The organism is Actibacterium sp. EMB200-NS6, assembly GCF_001305615.1.
Lineage (GTDB): Bacteria > Pseudomonadota > Alphaproteobacteria > Rhodobacterales > Rhodobacteraceae > Actibacterium_A > Actibacterium_A naphthalenivorans.
The window spans coordinates 2808489-2824543 of record NZ_CP010869.1 but is presented as its reverse complement, the minus strand read 5'-3'; the positions used below and the strand labels follow the sequence as shown (position 1 = coordinate 2824543).

The 16055-nt window shown below is 63.6% G+C and carries 12 protein-coding genes; 10 read left to right on the top strand and 2 right to left on the bottom strand.

Features of this window, described 5'->3' with window-relative positions; translation table 11 throughout:
* The first annotated feature begins 395 nt into the window (after positions 1–395).
* The 3 genes from TQ29_RS13685 (at position 396) to TQ29_RS13675 (ending at position 4598) form a co-directional block, all read left to right on the top strand.
* The gene (locus TQ29_RS13685) at positions 396–2510 is read left to right on the top strand and encodes a YjbH domain-containing protein (protein WP_082386648.1); all 2115 of its coding nucleotides are present in this window, start codon (positions 396–398) and stop codon (positions 2508–2510) included.
* Entirely contained in the window at positions 2507–3145 is a 639-nt protein-coding gene (locus TQ29_RS13680) for a YjbF family lipoprotein (protein ID WP_054539614.1), read from the top strand. Before TQ29_RS13685 ends, TQ29_RS13680 begins: the two co-directional genes overlap by 4 nt.
* 94 nt (positions 3146–3239) lie before the next feature.
* Complete coding sequence (locus TQ29_RS13675; RefSeq protein ID WP_173585964.1) at positions 3240–4598, top strand: polysaccharide biosynthesis/export family protein; 1359 nt, start codon at positions 3240–3242, stop codon at positions 4596–4598.
* A 65-nt stretch (positions 4599–4663) separates the two neighbouring features.
* Here the strand turns inward: TQ29_RS13675 and TQ29_RS13670 are convergent, their stop codons facing one another.
* Positions 4664–6817 carry a polysaccharide biosynthesis tyrosine autokinase gene (locus TQ29_RS13670; RefSeq protein ID WP_054539613.1) on the bottom strand — a complete coding sequence of 718 codons (2154 nt, stop codon included), beginning with the start codon at positions 6815–6817 and terminating at the stop codon, positions 4664–4666.
* A gap of 530 nt (positions 6818–7347) precedes the next feature.
* Between TQ29_RS13670 and TQ29_RS13665 the strand changes: the two genes are divergently transcribed.
* Complete coding sequence (locus TQ29_RS13665; RefSeq protein WP_054539612.1) at positions 7348–7590, top strand: hypothetical protein; 243 nt, start codon at positions 7348–7350, stop codon at positions 7588–7590.
* Positions 7591–7710: 120 nt separating this feature from the next.
* On the opposite strand, the gene TQ29_RS13660 is transcribed toward TQ29_RS13665, so the two are convergent.
* Complete coding sequence (locus tag TQ29_RS13660; RefSeq protein ID WP_235974514.1) at positions 7711–8247, bottom strand: hypothetical protein; 537 nt, start codon at positions 8245–8247, stop codon at positions 7711–7713.
* A 623-nt stretch (positions 8248–8870) separates the two neighbouring features.
* Here TQ29_RS13660 and TQ29_RS13655 point away from each other — a divergent pair.
* The 6 genes from TQ29_RS13655 (at position 8871) to cydX (ending at position 15991) form a co-directional block, all read left to right on the top strand.
* Entirely contained in the window at positions 8871–9455 is a 585-nt protein-coding gene (locus TQ29_RS13655; protein ID WP_328705652.1) for a sugar transferase, read from the top strand.
* A 215-nt stretch (positions 9456–9670) separates the two neighbouring features.
* A complete protein-coding gene (gene cydD, locus TQ29_RS13650; protein WP_054540446.1) occupies positions 9671–11311 on the top strand; it encodes a thiol reductant ABC exporter subunit CydD in 1641 nt (546 codons plus the stop codon).
* The gene (cydC, locus tag TQ29_RS13645) at positions 11311–12966 is read left to right on the top strand and encodes a thiol reductant ABC exporter subunit CydC (protein ID WP_054539610.1); all 1656 of its coding nucleotides are present in this window, start codon (positions 11311–11313) and stop codon (positions 12964–12966) included. Before cydD ends, cydC begins: the two co-directional genes overlap by 1 nt.
* Positions 12967–13082: 116 nt before the next feature.
* Positions 13083–14696 (top strand): cytochrome ubiquinol oxidase subunit I, encoded by a 1614-nt coding sequence (locus TQ29_RS13640; protein WP_054539609.1) that lies wholly within the window; start codon positions 13083–13085, stop codon positions 14694–14696.
* A gap of 5 nt (positions 14697–14701) precedes the next feature.
* Positions 14702–15853, top strand: a complete 1152-nt coding sequence (gene cydB / locus TQ29_RS13635; RefSeq protein ID WP_054539608.1) for a cytochrome d ubiquinol oxidase subunit II — start codon at positions 14702–14704, stop codon at positions 15851–15853.
* Positions 15854–15868: 15 nt separating this feature from the next.
* Positions 15869–15991: a cytochrome bd-I oxidase subunit CydX gene (cydX, locus tag TQ29_RS20330; RefSeq protein ID WP_081940289.1), complete on the top strand. Its 123-nt coding sequence runs from the start codon at positions 15869–15871 to the stop codon at positions 15989–15991.
* The last annotated feature ends 64 nt before the right edge of the window (positions 15992–16055 follow it).

Here is a 16055-nt window from a genome sequence, read left to right as displayed (position 1 = left end):
TCCGGGCTTCGGCATGTTCGCCTTGGCATATCCGGCGTCCGGCGATTGCCCCCGCCGTGTCTTCATCGTTTCCGCCTGGCCGGCTGGTCCCCGGGGACGACCGGTCGCAGGCCGCGACCGAACTGTGTTGCACGCCGGGAAATCGGGTGGTTCAGAGCGAGAGTGCGGTTTTCGCGGGCGCGCTTGAGTTTTTGTCTAATTTTTAGACGCAGGTGAATCTTTTTTAGCGCTTCCTGAGGGTTCGACAGATATGCAGGCGTTAGAAAGTGCCGCGATAATATCAATAATATCACATTCGCCGGCATAGCGGCCCGCATCTGCCCGAAAAGAGGGGGCGGTTGTTTGTCGCTTTGTTAGGGTGGAGAAAAGAATTAGGTGGATCGGGGCAGATCCGTATGGCCATTTTCTATCGACGCGCCAGTTGGGCAGGCATGGCGTGCATTCTAACCCTTGGCATACCCTCCGACTGGGGGGGCGCGCAGTCTCGTCCGGTGTTGTCGTTCTACGGCACCACCGGCCTGATGGACACGCCCACGGCGGAAAGCATGCCTGACGGTGCGTTGACGCTCACCGTCGGGCATTTCGGCGAGACTCTGCGAAATACCCTGAGCTTTCAGATCACCCCCCGGCTTTCCGGCAGCTTCCGGTATGCCACTCTCGACGGGTATCGGGACGGCACAAACACGTTTTATGACCGAAGCTTTGACCTTCAGTACCGCTTTGCCGACGAGGGGCGGTATTTTCCGGCGGTGGCCCTCGGGCTTCGCGATTTCGGCGGAACGGGCGTATACGGGGCGGAATATTTTGTCGCGACCCGGCATCTCACGCCATCGGTAAAGCTTTCGGGCGGCATCGGTTGGGGCCGGTTGGGCACCTATGGTGGCTTTTCAAATCCATTATCCGTGTTTTCCGACCGGTTCGACAATCGCCCACCATGGGCCGGAACCGGCGAGGTCGAGACGGGCCGGTTTTTCCGCGGTGACGCTGCTTTTTTCGGTGGCGTGCAATGGGACTATTCGGATCAACTGGCGCTGTTGTTCGAATATTCATCCGATGACAACGTCAGCGAAGTCAGGAACATGGGCCTGGATCACCGATCCCCGTTCAACTTCGGCGCCAACTACAGCTTCAAGAACGGGTTCGATCTGGGCGCCTACTATATGTATGGCTCAGAGCTTGGTCTGGTGCTGAGCTACACCCTGGATCCGAAGAGCGCGCCCTATCCGGGCGGCATCGAAGAGGCCCCGCCGGCGATCCTGCCGCGCGACGCGATCGCGGCGGCGAGTTGGGGCGTGACGGGCAGGCAGGAACTTTCTCAGGGGGAGGAGCGCCTGCGATCGGCGCTCGCGCGTCAGGGGATGGCGCTCGAAGCGCTGGATCTGAGCGCCGGTTCCGCCACGGTGCATTTGGCCAACTGGCGCTATGACGTGGGCGCGCAGGCCATCGGGCGTGCCGCGCGGGTGCTGGCCAACACCCTGCCGCCGTCTGTTGAAACCTTCACCATCGTGCCGGTGGCAAACGGCGTGCCGATGTCCAGCGTCACGATCAAACGCCGCGATCTCGAAGAGCTGGAGCATGAGCTGGACGGGAGCTGGAAAAGCTATGTGCGCGCCGACATTTCGGATGCGGGCGGGCTGGACCGGACCGAGGCTCTTGCCGGGGTCTATCCGCGTTTCGCCTATGGGCTGAACGGTTATCTTTCCCCGTCGCTGTTCGATCCCGATGATCCGGTCCGGGCCGATATCGGCGCCGAACTCAGCGCGTCCTTCGCGCCGATGCGGGGGCTGGTCTACTCGGGGAGTTTGCGTCAGCCGATCATCGGCAACCTGGATGAGGCGACGCGTGTCTCCGACTCGGTTCTGCCGCATGTGCGGTCGGACGTGGTGCTCTACAACACCCAGTCGGATCTCGAGTTGACGCATCTGACCCAGGAGTACTTCTTTCGACCGGGCGAAAATCTCTATGGGCGGGTAACGGCGGGGTATCTTGAGCGCATGTACGGCGGTCTTTCCACCGAACTGTTGTGGAAGCCGGTGACCGGGCCGCTCGCCCTCGGGGCAGAGCTGAACTATGCGGTCAAACGCGATTATGACATCGATTTCGGCTTTCAGGATTACGATGTCATGACCGGCCACGCCTCTGCCTATTACGATTTGGGCGCGGGCTATCTGGGGCAGGTCGATGTCGGCCGCTACCTTGCCGGCGACTGGGGCGCGACATTCAGCCTAGACCGCGAATTCGGAAACGGGATCCGGGTGGGGGCCTTTTTCACGCTGACGGATGTATCCTCTGACGAGTTCGGGGAAGGCTCCTTCGACAAGGGCATACGCATTCAGATTCCGCTGTCCCGGCTCTCTGGCGAGCCGTCGCAGCGCGGGTTCGGCACCGTGATCCGCCCGGTAACGCGCGACGGTGGCGCGCGGCTTGATGTGCGCAACCGGCTTTATGAGGTCACGCGCGGCTATCACGCCCCCGAGCTGCAGGAACATTGGGGAAGGTTCTGGCGATGAGACAGCTTTTCCTTCTGGCGATGCTGGCGGCGGGCCTTGCGGGGTGCTCCTCTACGGAAGGTGTCAATCCCGAGCTCCGCAAGTGGCTGTCGCAGGATGATGACGTTTCGGATTTTTCGGCCGAGTTCGAAGCGCTCTCTCAATCCGGTGTGCCGGCGTTGATCGTCGCGGTCGAGGATCGCGAGCAGACCGCCGTCTTCCTGCGGCGTGTCAGGCGCGACGGGGTGGAGAACTGGATCAGCGCGGATGAGGTGAGCCTGGATTTCCGCTCCGGATTCCTGGTCGGGTCACGCGGGCTGGGCGGCGATCTCATGACGGCGGACGTCGCGCAATCGCGCGCGCTGGTTCTGTCGGGGCGGGCCGGCACCGCGAAACGGTTCCACAGCTATCTCGGCGGCGAGGATCAGGTCGAGATCCGAACCTACGTCTGCGAGATCGCCAGCCGCGGCGCCCGCGACGTGGATCTGGGCAAGCGCGTGGTCGCGACCCGGCTGATGCAGGAACGTTGCCAGGGCGCGGATCAGTCTTTCCAGAACCTATACTGGGTCGATCCGGGGCGGGGGGAAATCATGCAATCCCGCCAATGGGCCGGCGCGGAAATCGGTCCTTTGGCATCCAGACAGGTGCTGAGATGATGCGGTTCGGTTCGATTTTGCAAAGTATCTGTTTTTACGCTATATTTTTGATCAGGCGGCGTGCCTGCTCTTACCCTTCGCGGAGGTCTTGCTCATGCGTATTCTGACTGTTTCCTGTCTCGCTCTTCTTCTCTCGGGCTGTGGCTTGGCATATCAAAGCCCCGCCGTGAGAAGCGGCGCGGGCGAGGCATCGAAGGTGCGCGTTGTGCCCATCACGTCGGAAAGCGTGATGCTTGCGAACCAGTCGGCCTATCGGCCGCTGGCCCTGCCGGGGGTGTTCTCTCAGACGGCGGGATCCGCGGGCACCCTGCGCGGCGCGGGCGCCCTGCCGGAACCGGCGTTCCAGGCAGAAAACCGCCCCGCGGCGCTCGAAACCCGAATTCCGCCGCCCGCCGATCCCGGCCCCTATAAGATCGGCGTGGGCGATGTGGTGCTTTTGGCGACGCCGCAGGCGGGTACCACGATCGAGGAGCTTTCCGGGTTGCTGGCCGCCCAGAACCGCCGTCAGGGCTATACCGTTCAGGATGATGGCGCGATCGCCATTCCCGATGTCGGGCGGATCCACATCGCCGACATGACGCTGGAAGAGGCCGAGGCCGAACTGTTCCAGCGCCTGGTGGAAAATCAGATCGACCCGTCGTTCAGCCTCGAGATTGCCGAATTCAATTCCAAGAAGGTCTCGATCGGGGGGGCGGTCGCCTCGCCCACGGTTGCGCCAATCGCGCTGACCCCTCTGTATCTCGACGCCGCGCTGGCGGCGGCTGGCGGGGTCACGGTGACCGATCAGGATTACGCCTCGGTCCGGCTGTACCGCCAGGGTACACTCTATCAGATCCCGCTGTCCGAGCTTTACGCCCGCAGCGGGTTGCAGCGTATCCAGCTGGTGGATGGCGACAGTATCTTCGTCGATACCGAATACAGGCTCGAACAGGCACAGGCCTATTTCGAGGAGCAGATCCGCATTGCCGAGTTCCGTCAGAAGGCGCGCACCGATGCCCTGACCGAACTGAGCGCCGAGGTGACGCTGCGCCGCGCCGCGCTGGAAGAGGCACGCAGCAATTATCAGACCCAGCTCGATCTGGATGCGGTCGCGCGGGACTATGTCTACCTGACCGGCGAAGTCGGCAACCAGAGCCGCTTTCCGCTTCCCTTCGATCGGCAGGCGACGCTAGCCGACGCGCTTTACAACGAAGGCGGTGGCATTCCGACACAAACCGGGAATGTGCGTGAAATCTATGTGCTGCGCGGTTCGGCCGACCCGCGAGAGTTCGCCTCGGTTACCGCGTGGCAGCTTGACGGGCGCAATGCGGCGAATTTTCTGCTGGCAACGCGGTTCGAGCTGCGCCCCAACGATGTGGTCTTCGTTGCCGAACAGCCGATCACGCGTTGGAACCGCGTGATTCAACAGCTTACACCGTCGCTGCTGAGCACGTCCGTCGCGGCGACGCGGTAACGGATCAACCGGGCGCCGCCACCAGCCGGGGCGGCGCGGCCGTGATCTGACGAACGCGGCAGCTATCAGTTGCGGTAGTATTTCGTGCCATAGGCGGCATAGGATCCGTATTTGCCGCCATAGCCATAACGCTTCATCCCCTTGGGATCGATCTGGTTCAGGATCAGGCCCGTCACCTTCTGGTTGACGCTTTCGAACATGTGCAGCGCTTCCTCCACCTGCTGTTTCGAGGTGGAATCCCATTTCACCGTAAACAGGATCGCATCGGCCACCTGCGCGATCACCCGCGCGTCCGGAACAATCAGAACCGGCGGCGTGTCGATGACCAGAAAATCATAGCGCGCCGACATGTCCCGGATGAAAGAGCGGAAGCTTTCCGATGAAAACAGATCGGCGGCGTTGGTCGTTGTCCGCTCGCCGACCAGAAGATCGGCCCCCAGCCTGCTGTCGTGATGCAGCACATCCTCCAGCCTGGCCTCGCCGGACAACACTGAAATCAGGCCGCGCTCGGGCACGCCTTCGAAATACTCGCTGAATGCCCGCCGCCGGATGTCGCCCTCGATCAGCAGAACCTTCTTGCCCATCCCGACAAGGTTTTGCGCAAGCGCCATGGAATTGTTTGTCTTGCCCTCGCCGGGCAGGGACGAGGTCACGAGGATAACCTTGGGCGGTGTGTCGACATTCGACAAAAGAATCGAAGTACGCAGGTTTCGCACCGCTTCCGCCGCGGCGGAGGTGGGCTTCTCGGCCAGATAGCTCAGAACGCTTTTCCGGTTTCGTGCCGGAATAAGCGGGATTTGCCCCATCACCGTATAGCCTGTGTGCTGCTCCAGCTCGCGCGACGACCGGAACGAATTGTTACGCGCCTCGCGCAGCAGTACCGTGCCGCTGCCGAGCATCAGGCCCAGAATGCCCGACATCGCCAGAATCAGGGATTCGCGCGGCGCCGACGGGCCCCGGGGCACCACCGCGTTCGACAGGACGCGGCTGTCGGCCTGCTGGATGCCCTGCTGCGCCGAGGTCTCTTTCAGGCGGGCCAGGAAATACTCATAGAGGATACGGCTGGCCTCGGCTTCACGGGTCAGTTGCTGCAAGGTGATCAGATCCTGACTCTGACGTTCGATCTGAGCTTCAAGCTCTGCCTGTGACGTTCTCAGCGCCCGGAGCTGGCTCAGCGCGCGAGATGCTTCGAGTTCGGCCCGAATCTCGATCTGTGCGAACCGGGTGTCGAAAGCCTGCGCGGTGGCAGGGTCCGTATCGGCGCGGGCAATCAAGCGGTCCAACTGGGTGTCATCGGCAACCTCGGCCTGTGCGGGACGCGATGTGGCGGCCCTGAGCGCGGCAACACGCTGCCGCGCGTTTTCTTCGGTGATGGCGGCAGAGTTGACGCGATCCCGCAGCTCCTTCAACTGCCGCTCAAGGCCCTGAAGCGCCTCGACCGAGATCAGATCCGCGTCGGCATTGAAATCCTTGACCTTGGCTTCGGAGGCCTCCAGCTCGACCTGCAGTTCCGCCACGCGATCCGACAGCCAGCTCGTGGCCTGCTCTGTCGCCTCGAACTTCACCTCCAGCTGATTGAGGATGTAGACATCCACGATCGTATCGGCGATCCGGGCCGCTTTCCGGGCGTCTTCCGATTCAACCGTGATCTGGAACACAAGGCTGGCCGGGACATTGCGAATGCTGACCTTGCCCAGCAGCGTGTCTATGGTGCTGTCGGTGGTGCGTTTGGCCACATCTTCACTGGGCAGCGCCGCCGCCGGCTGCGACAGCCGCAGCAGGCCCTTGATCTGGCTTGACAGCCCGCCTTTGATCCTGCTTGACAGTTTCGGCGTCTGCAGCGTGGTGTTGAATTCCGGATCATTGGTCAGGTCGAGCCGTTGCACGACCTTCCCCATCAGCCCGCGCGATTTAAGCACCTCGACTTCGGAATTCACCACCGAAGTCTCATCGGACAGCCCGCCCAGCACACTGTCTAGGTTTACAATGCTCTCTTCCCGGGTTTCCAGAATGACGACGGCGGTTGATCGGTAGAGCGGCGTTGCGACGAAAAACGCGAAATAGCCGCCGATCAGAACGGCGATCGCGGCGACCAGGATGATCAGCCACTTCCCGCGCCATAACGCTGCCAGCAACGCGCCGAGATCGATCACATCTGCATCTTCGGGTTGCGTCTGCGCCGAAAGCTTGGGGCTGAAGTTTTGAAAATTCTGTGTCATGGAAAACTGAGGGGCCTTCGTTAGGGGCGCATGAATTCACGCACGATCAACAGACACTGTAAACGTGGCCCAGAGCCGTTGCAGGGTCAATTTTTCATTTACTATGCTGCAATTATGGCGCGTAAGAAAGAGAGCAAAAGTGGCTGGACGCTGCATTTGCAAAGATTTCCACAGACGGCCGCGCCAACGGGCTAGGGCGGGCAGGGCGCGTCTTTATCGTGGCGTCGGGCCTGCTGCTCTGGGGGAAAGCTGCCGGAATAATGCGGCGAAGGAGCCCGCCGGTGTTAGGTGCAGCTTCGGGTGGCTGCCCCGGGGGGTGAGGGCGCAGATACCATGTTGGATGCCGCGGCGCAGGGCTGCGGCCAAATCGTAGAAAACGGTGTTTGGGCGAAACTGCTCAATAAGGTTGCAGATTGGCGGCCGGCGCGCGGAATTTCGGCGAAAAATTATCTGCTTTACGCGTGTGATTCGCTGTCTTGCGGGCCAGATTTCTGATATACAGAAAGCGAAAATAGATACCGGAGATTGCCATGAACATTCAGAATGTTATTGCCGGGCTGGTTTTGATCGTCTCAGTGGCGCCGGCGACGGCGCAGAGCGTTTCGAGTTCCGATGAGCTGTTGAAGCTGCCCCCGGCAGCGGGTGCGACGAACTTTATCGGCTCCCTTTCGCCGGCCTCCTCGGGTGGCGGCGTTGCGGGGCTGCTCGCCGGTGCCTCTGGCACGACAAATACGACGAATACCACCAGCACGACAAGCACCACGGGGGGCTGATCCCCTCGTGCGATCGGCTATGGCGGAGTTTTCGGATTCTGCCGGCCGCCCGGTATCAGATACTCGCGGGACGGCCCAAGCGGTGATGCGCTCAGTCGCCCGAGTATAGATTTGCGCTGTTCAGCACCTTGGGATTCCCATGCGAATGAGATCCCGCCCGCGCAACAGGAAATGGGTCGTGATCCGGGTGCGGCCTTCCTGCATATACCAGGACCGCAGCGGTTCCGGGTAATGCGATGCGATCACGTTGGACCAGTATTCAAAATCCCGCGGGCTGAGTTTGGCGCCGAAATAGGATGGTCCGTGAAACCCGAAACGAGTGCCGGGCGTCACACAGGCCTTCGGTAGGCCTAGGTACATCGTGCAGGAAGAAAGACAGACCCCCCCGCGAATTTCAACCCGATCACCCTTGGCGCGAAGGCGCTCGATCTCGGCGGCACGCGCGCCGACCTGCCCGCCACGATCGTCGGTGATGACAATGACATTGCCGCGCGGCGTGGCCGCAGCCTGTGCGGCCTGAACCGGTGGCGCGGCAGGGGCAAACGCCAGTGCGGTACTCAGGATCAGCAGCGCCGCGCCACGCCAGAGCCCTCTGGCCGAGCCGGCGCCAGCATCGCATGGGTCTTCGGGCGGCAAGATCACCGGTTTTCGCTTCATCCTGAGTTACCCCGCGTGGAGACAAGGGCGCACGACGCCGGGCGTTTTTCCCCGGCGCGCCTGGGACAGGTCGCGCACCCCCGGGACGGCGCGTTTTCAACACCGGCCTATCGGAAAAGCAGTGCCCGAATGAGGTGAAAGCGGCGCCTTTTTGAGGCAAATCGCCGGCGCGCTCGCGTCCGCAGAATCAGTTCGTGCTGCGAATGCGAAGCGAAGGGCGTGTTGGGGCGCGCAAAAAATGCGCAGAACCGCTCTATCGGGGCGGGATAATTAAATTTTTTGTAAAAAATGGCGCTAATACCGCCCCCGCTGTGTCTTGCTGCGGGTGCATCCTGTAGGCTGTCCTAAAGTACAAGTCGACTTGATCGGTCCTTGGTCCTCTGGGCCCAAAAAACGGAAGACTCTCAATTGGGAGGGGAAGCACGTCTTCGTGTGTTCTTCGGTGTCTTGTTTATTTGAAGTCCTATTAGCGCTGTTGGAACACTGAATTTTACGCGGAGGCCATTGGCCGCCTCGGGGGTAGCATTATGGAGCATTTAAGTTGGCGGAGCGTCGATGTTTCGCTCGAAAGACCCATCGATTCTCAAGAACTGAACGGCGTCTATGCGAAATTCGGAAAGCGTTTGTTCGACATCGTTTTTGCGCTGCTGCTTTTTCCGGTTGCGCTGCCCGTAACAGGGCTTCTGTGGGCGCTCACCAAATGTGACGGCGGGCCGGGATTTTTCGGGCACGTGCGCATCGGCCAGAACGGAAAGGCATTCAAATGCTGGAAGATCCGCAGCATGGTGGTGGATGCCGAAAAGAAGCTTAAGGCGCATCTGGAGCAAAACCCCGACGCTGCGGCCGAATGGGCCAAGGACTTCAAGCTGGAGAAAGACCCCCGCATCACGCAACTTGGGAGGTTTCTGCGCAAATCCAGCCTGGATGAGCTGCCGCAAATCTGGAACGTTCTGAAGGGCGAGATGAGCTTTGTCGGGCCGCGCCCGATCATCGAAGCCGAGCTGGTCAAATACGGCGGTTATCAATGGGCCTACCTTGCCGCCACACCCGGCGTGACCGGGGTCTGGCAGGTTTCGGGCCGCAATGATGTCAGCTATGATGAACGGGTGCGCATGGATGCGGAGTATCTCGAGAAAAGATCCTTCCTTTTTGATTGCGCGATCATGCTGAAAACCGTCGGCGCGGTGTTGAACCGAACCGGAAAGTAACCGCCCGGCGCATGGATTTGTCAGCCATTCGCGCCATGCCCGGCCGCGAATGCTTTGTGGGGCCATGCCCGTTCCGATGGCAGTGACAGAGTTGGCCGGGCTTGATTCAGATCAGGTCATCAAGGGTGTTGTCTCATTAAAGAAGGTTGTGAGATACATCTTTGGGCATGCACGTGGCCGATCCCGATCAGAGTGATGGAAAAAACGCAGGGCGCATGCTCGCGGCGATGGCGCTGCCGGTCCGGCGGCCGCTTCAGGCGGCGTCGGCACTGTCTGTTTTCGCAAGTCTTCTGTGGATCGCGCAGGCGGCGTTTGTGGCTTGGGCGCTGTCGGCCCTGCTGGCGCCAGGCGGTATGGTCGAGGCCGCCATCGCGGCGGGCGGCTTTGCCCTGATCGGCCTGATCCGTGCGGGGCTTGGGTTCGTGGCCGAGGGGATTTCCTTTCGTGCGGCCGAAAAGATCGTCGTGACCCGGAGAAAAGAGATCGTGGCCCGCGAAAGCCTGCGCCGCCGGAACGGCACCGCGGGCTCCGCCGCCATCGCCGCCCTGGCTGCTGAAAAGCTCGATCTGATCGAGCCCTATCTGACACGCTATGCCCCGGCCCGGATGCGCGTGGCGGTCGTGCCGATTGTGATTCTGGCCATCGCGTTCGCGCTGTCCTGGGCGGTGGGGCTCGTGCTTCTGGTCTCGGGGCCGCTGATCCCGGTTTTCATGGCGCTGGTCGGCATGGCCGCCAAAGAGGCTAGCGAACGGCAGATGCAGAAGATCGGGTCGCTCAACGATCTGCTGTCAGAGCGTCTGTCGGCGCTGGTCGACATCCGGCTGCTGGATGCGGGCGATGCGGTCGTCGCCGGGTTCCGGCACGAGGCCGACAGCCTGCGCCAGCGCACGATGGAGGTGCTGCGCATCGCGTTTCTGTCCTCTACGGTGCTGGAGCTGTTCTCGGCCATCGGCGTGGCCATGGTTGCGGTCTATGTCGGGTTCAGCCTGCTGGGGCAGCTTGGTTTCGGCGCCTATGCCACGCCCCTTACCGCGGCCGAGGGGATCTTTCTGCTGTTGCTGGCGCCGGACTATTTTCAGCCGATGCGCGATCTGTCCGCCGCCTGGCACGATAAAGCCTCGGCCGAGGCGGTGGCCGGGGAACTTGCAGGCTGGCACGAAGCCGGGGCCGGTCAGATCCTTGGCACCGGCGATCCGCAACCGGCCCTGACGGGCCCGGCGCATATCGCGCTGCGCGGGCTGACGCTCAGGCTTCCGGATGGGCGTGACCTGCGGTTTCCCGATCTGGATATTCCGGCGGGCACATCCATTGCCATCACAGGGGCGAGCGGGGCGGGTAAGACCACGTTGCTGTCACTTCTGGCCGGTCTGCAACAGCCTGCGGGTGGGGCGATCCTGGTCGCCGGGCGGCCGCTGACGGACGACACCGCCGACGCCTGGCGCGCGCGGCTTGGCTGGGTGCCCCAGGCGCCGCGTTTTCTGAACGCCAGCCTGCGCCGCAATGTCACGCTTGGCGCGCTATACGATCCCGCCCGCCTGTCGGGCGCGCTGGCAACGGCGGCGGTGGGCGATGTGGTGGCGGCCGCGCCGCGCGGGCTGCAGACCCGGCTGGGCGAGGCCGGCGGCGGCCTGTCGGGCGGCGAGGGGCGGCGGCTGACGGTGGCGCGCGCGGCCTATGCCGGCGCGGATGTGCTGCTTGCGGACGAACCCACCGCGGATCTGGACGCCGAAACGGCGCGGGCCGTGGCCGACGGGCTGATGGCCCTGTCGCGCGCGGGGGCCACGCTGATCGTGGCCACCCATGACGCGGCGCTGGCCGCACGGATGGACAGGCAAGTATCGCTGGAGGCTGGCTGATGCGCGCCCTGTTCCGCATTCTGCGCCTGATCATGGCGTCCCGGCCCGGCGTGATGCTGCGCGGCGCGCTGCTTGGCGTGGTGGTGCTGCTGGCCGGCGTGGCGCTGCTCGGGCTTTCGGGCTGGTTCATCACCGCCGCCGCCGCGGCCGGGCTGGTGGGGGCAGGGGCGGTGTTCGACGTGTTCCGCCCCGCCGCGGCCGTGCGGATGCTGGCGCTTGGCCGGACGGCGGCGCGCTACGGCGAACGGCTCTTGACCCATGATGCCACGTTGCGCGCCCTGACCGATTTGCGCGCGCTGCTGCTGCGCCACCTGTCGCAGGCGCCCCATGACCGGCTCGTGCGGCTGCGCGGCGCCCTGGCGCTGAACCGGCTGATGGCTGATGTCGATGCGCTGGATGCCATCCCGCTGCGCTTTGCGCTGCCCATCCTGTCGGCGCTGGTGGCGCATCTGGTCAGCTTTGCCGCGCTTGTTCTGCTGGTGGATCTGCGCGTCGCGGTCTGGGTCGTGGCGACATATGTGATTGCCGCCGGTGCAATTCTGGTCTGGGCGGCGCGCACGGCCGACAAACCCTCGCGCCGGGTCGAGCGGGCCCGGCAGGCGTTCCGCGCCCGGCTGATCGACCTGCTGCGCGCGCGCGATGATCTGGCGGTCTATGGGCGGCTGGGCGATCAGCGCGAGGCCGTGCTGGACGCCGACCGGCGGCGCGGCGCCGAACGGGCGCGGCTGGACCGGACAGAGCGGTTTGCCGGGGCGCTGCTGGCGATGACGGGCACGCTCGTGGTGGCGGGCGCGCTGTTGCTTGGCGCCTGGCTGGTGCGTGCCGGGGTGTTTCAGGCGCCTGTGGCAGCACTTGGGGTGTTCATGGCGCTGGCGCTCGCGGAATCCATCGCCCCGCTGCGCCGCACCGCGGCCGAGATGGGCCGGATGAGCGATGCCGCCCGGCGCGTCGAGCATTCCCTCGTGCCGGACGCCGGCCCGGCCCCCGGTCAGGGCCAGACCACGCCCGCCGCCGGGGCCCCGGCGATCGAGCTTGAGCGCGTGTGTTTCAGCCGTGGTGCGGCGGGCGCGCCGGTGCTGAACGGATTTTCGCTCTGTCTGATGCCTGGCCAGACCGTGGCGCTGGAAGGGCCGAGCGGGCGCGGCAAAAGCACGCTGTTGCTGATCCTCGCCGGGCTGCTGACACCTCAGGGCGGTACGGTCCGCGTGCTGGGCCATCCCGTCGATGCCTGGTCGCCGAAGGCCCTGCGCCGCCATCTGGCCCTGCTGCCGCAGCGCAGCGCGCTGATGTCGGGCAGCATCCGCGAGGCCCTGTCGCTTGCCTGCCCGGATCTGCCCGACAGCGCCGCGTGGGAGGTGCTGCGCGCGGTTTGCCTGGAGCAGACGCTCCGCGCCAAGGGCGGCCTTGACTGGCGGCTGGGCGAAGCGGGCGCCGGCCTTTCGGGGGGCGAGCAGCGGCGGCTGGCGCTGGCGCGGGTTCTGCTGCGCCGGCCCGACGTTCTGCTGCTGGACGAGCCGACCGAGGGGCTGGACGCTGAAACGGCAATGCGGGTTCTCGCCGGCCTGCGCGGTTATCTTCCCGACGCGGCGATCCTGATCGCCTCGCATAATGCCACCGAGCGGGCATGGGCCGGGGCGACGATTTGCGTCGGGTAGATATTACATTTTCTGCATATGCTTGATCCATATCAAGGCTGGGCACAGCCGATCGTCGCATATGCATAAATAGGTATTTGCGAGGCAAGTTTATCCTCGCCAGCAAGGAGAACGACATGGAACTGGACATTGTCGAGTTGTCGCGACTGCAATTCGCGATGACAGCCATGTATCACTTCCTCTTCGTGCCGCTGACGCTGGGCCTGTCGGTCCTCGTCGCGATCATGGAGACGGTCTATGTGATGACCAACCGGCCGATCTGGCGCCAGATGACCAAATTCTGGGGGTCGCTTTTCGGGATCAACTTCGTTCTTGGTGTCGCCACCGGCATCACCATGGAGTTCCAGTTCGGCATGAACTGGAGCTATTACAGCCATTATATGGGCGATATCTTTGGCGCCCCGCTGGCGATCGAGGGGCTGATGGCCTTCTTCCTCGAGGCGACCTTCGTGGGGCTGTTCTTCTTCGGCTGGGACAAGCTGAGCAAGCGCGCGCACCTGACTGTCACCTGGCTGGTCGCGCTCGGCTCCAACCTCTCGGCGCTGTGGATCCTGATCGCCAACGGCTGGATGCAAAACCCCGTGGGCGCGGAATTCAACCCGATGACCATGCGGATGGAGATGACCAGCTTCTTCGAGGTCATGTTCAACGAGGTCGCGCAGGCCAAATTCGTGCACACGGTTTCGGCCGGCTACGTCACCGCCGCGGTCTTTGTTCTGGGCGTCTCGGCCTGGTACCTGCTGAAAGGGCGCCACACCGAACTGGCCCGGCGCTCGATCTCGGTCGCGGCCAGCTTTGGCCTGGCCTCCGCGGTGTCGGTTGTCGTTCTTGGTGACGAATCCGGGTATTCCGCCACCCACAGCCAGAAAATGAAACTCGCCGCAATCGAGGCGATGTGGCACACCCAGCCCGCGCCGGCCTCTTTCACGCTGGTGGGTTTCCCCAACCGCGAGGCGCGCGAGACGCATTATGCCATCCACGTTCCCTGGGCGATGGGGCTGATCGGCACGCGTTCGCTGACCACCGAAATTCCGGGCATTGCCGAGCTGGTGGAAAACGCCGAGGCGCGCATCCGGTCGGGCATCATCGCCTATGACGCGCTGACCCAGATCCGCGAGTTGCGCGATGACGCGCCCGCCGATGTGGTGGCAACCTTCGAAGAGCACAGCGGCGATCTTGGCTTCGCCTTCCTGCTGCGCCGCTACGTCGACGATCCGCGCGATGCCACCGACAAGCAGATCGCCATCGCCTCGAACGATACCGTGCCGCAGGTCTGGCCGCTGTTCTGGGCGTTCCGGTTCATGGTAGCGCTCGGTTTCGGCTTCATCGCCACGATGACCTATTTCTTCTTCATGGCCAGCTTCAGGGGCATGCGCTTTCCGCGCCCCGCCTTGCGGCTCGCGGTGATCATGATCCCCGCGCCCTGGATCGCGGCAGAGCTTGGCTGGTTCGTGGCCGAATTCGGCCGCCAGCCCTGGACGGTGGACGGCGTGCTGCCCACGGCGATGTCCGTCAGCCATCTGAGCGTGAGCGACCTGCTGCTGACGCTTGCCGGGTTCGTGACGCTCTATACCGTGCTCTTCGTGATCGAGATGGGGCTGATGCTGAAATACATCCGCAAGGGCCCCTATATGGACGTCGCCGAAACCGACGTCTGGACAGAGCGGCACACGCATCGCCTGCGGACCCATGACGGCAAGGGCCCGTTTGCCGAAACCCCTGCGGAGTAAGTCTGATGATCCTTCATGAACTGATCGAATTCGACACCCTGCGCGTCATCTGGTGGCTTCTGCTCGGCGTCCTGCTGATCGGCTTCGCCCTGACCGACGGGTTCGACCTGGGCGTGGGCGCGCTGTTGCCCTTCGTCGCCAAGACAGACACCGAGCGCCGCGTGGTGATCAACACGGTCGGCCCGGTCTGGGAAGGCAACCAGGTGTGGTTCATCCTGGGGGGCGGCGCCATTTTCGCGGCATGGCCCTCGCTCTACGCGGTCAGCTTCTCGGGCTTCTATCTGGCGATGTTCGTGGTGCTTGCCGCGCTCATCCTGCGCCCGGTGGCCTTCACCTACCGCTCCAAACGCGAAGACACCACCTGGCGCACGGCGTGGGACTGGGCGCTTTTCGTCGGCGGCGCGGTGCCGGCGCTGATCTTCGGCGTGGCTGTGGGCAATGTGCTGCAGGGCGTGCCCTTCCGCCTGACGGATGATCTGTGGGCGATGTATGAAGGGGGCTTTTTCGGCCTGCTCAACCCTTTCGCGCTGTTGGCGGGGGCGGTTTCGGTGGCGATGCTGCTGCAGCATGGCGCCGCCTGGCTGACGCTGAAGACCGAAGGGCCGGTGTCCCAACGCGCCCGTACCTATGGCAGTGTCGCGGGCATCGTGGCGATGGCCGGCTATGCGCTGGCGGGTGTGTGGCTCCTGTTCGGGATCGACGGTTATACGCTGGTCGATGACGTGGTGCGCAACGGCCCGTCGAACCCGCTGCATTCCGAAGTTGCAAAGGGTGTGAGCTGGGGCGCGTCCTACACCGCGCGCCCGTGGATCGCGATCGCACCGCTGCTGGGCTTTGTCGGCATGGCGATGGCCATGCGCGGGCTGCGCGCCGGGCGCGAGGTCTCGACTCTGCTGTGGTCGAAGCTGGGTATCTTCGGCGTCATCTCTTCGGTGGGGCTGACGATGTTCCCCTTCATCCTGCCCTCGACAATCGATCCGCGGTCCTCCCTGACGGTCTGGGACAGTTCGTCGTCGCATCTGACGCTGTTCGTGATGCTGGTGGTGACGGTGATCTTCGTGCCGCTGATCCTGCTCTATACCGCTTGGGTCTATAAAGTGCTGTGGGGCAAGGTGACGGAAGATGATGTCACCAGCAACTCTGAGAGCCTGTACTGAGGAAAGGGACCTGACATGTGGTATTTCGCCTGGATCCTGGGGGTTCTGCTGGCCGCCATGTTCGCCGTCGTCAACGCGATGTGGCTGGAGCTGCAGGAAGACCGCCATCTGGCAGAGGATGACGCGCCCGTCTCCTGATGCCCGCGGCGGGGCGCAAGGCTGCGCCCCGTTCCTCTGATTGACATTCCGGCCCCCATCCCCG

Bases quoted from the DNA above. Each gene is read 5' to 3' on its own strand.
- TQ29_RS13685 (WP_082386648.1), top strand. From the start codon at position 396: ATGGCCATTTTCTATCGACGCGCCAGTTGGGCAGGCATGGCGTGCATT.
- TQ29_RS13680 (WP_054539614.1), top strand. From the start codon at position 2,507: ATGAGACAGCTTTTCCTTCTGGCGATGCTGGCGGCGGGCCTTGCGGGG.
- TQ29_RS13675 (WP_173585964.1), top strand. From the start codon at position 3,240: ATGCGTATTCTGACTGTTTCCTGTCTCGCTCTTCTTCTCTCGGGCTGT.
- TQ29_RS13670 (WP_054539613.1), bottom strand. From the start codon at position 6,817: ATGACACAGAATTTTCAAAACTTCAGCCCCAAGCTTTCGGCGCAGACG.
- TQ29_RS13665 (WP_054539612.1), top strand. From the start codon at position 7,348: ATGAACATTCAGAATGTTATTGCCGGGCTGGTTTTGATCGTCTCAGTG.
- TQ29_RS13660 (WP_235974514.1), bottom strand. From the start codon at position 8,247: ATGAAGCGAAAACCGGTGATCTTGCCGCCCGAAGACCCATGCGATGCT.
- cydD (WP_054540446.1), top strand. From the start codon at position 9,671: ATGCTCGCGGCGATGGCGCTGCCGGTCCGGCGGCCGCTTCAGGCGGCG.
- cydC (WP_054539610.1), top strand. From the start codon at position 11,311: ATGCGCGCCCTGTTCCGCATTCTGCGCCTGATCATGGCGTCCCGGCCC.
- TQ29_RS13640 (WP_054539609.1), top strand. From the start codon at position 13,083: ATGGAACTGGACATTGTCGAGTTGTCGCGACTGCAATTCGCGATGACA.
- cydB (WP_054539608.1), top strand. From the start codon at position 14,702: ATGATCCTTCATGAACTGATCGAATTCGACACCCTGCGCGTCATCTGG.
- cydX (WP_081940289.1), top strand. From the start codon at position 15,869: ATGTGGTATTTCGCCTGGATCCTGGGGGTTCTGCTGGCCGCCATGTTC.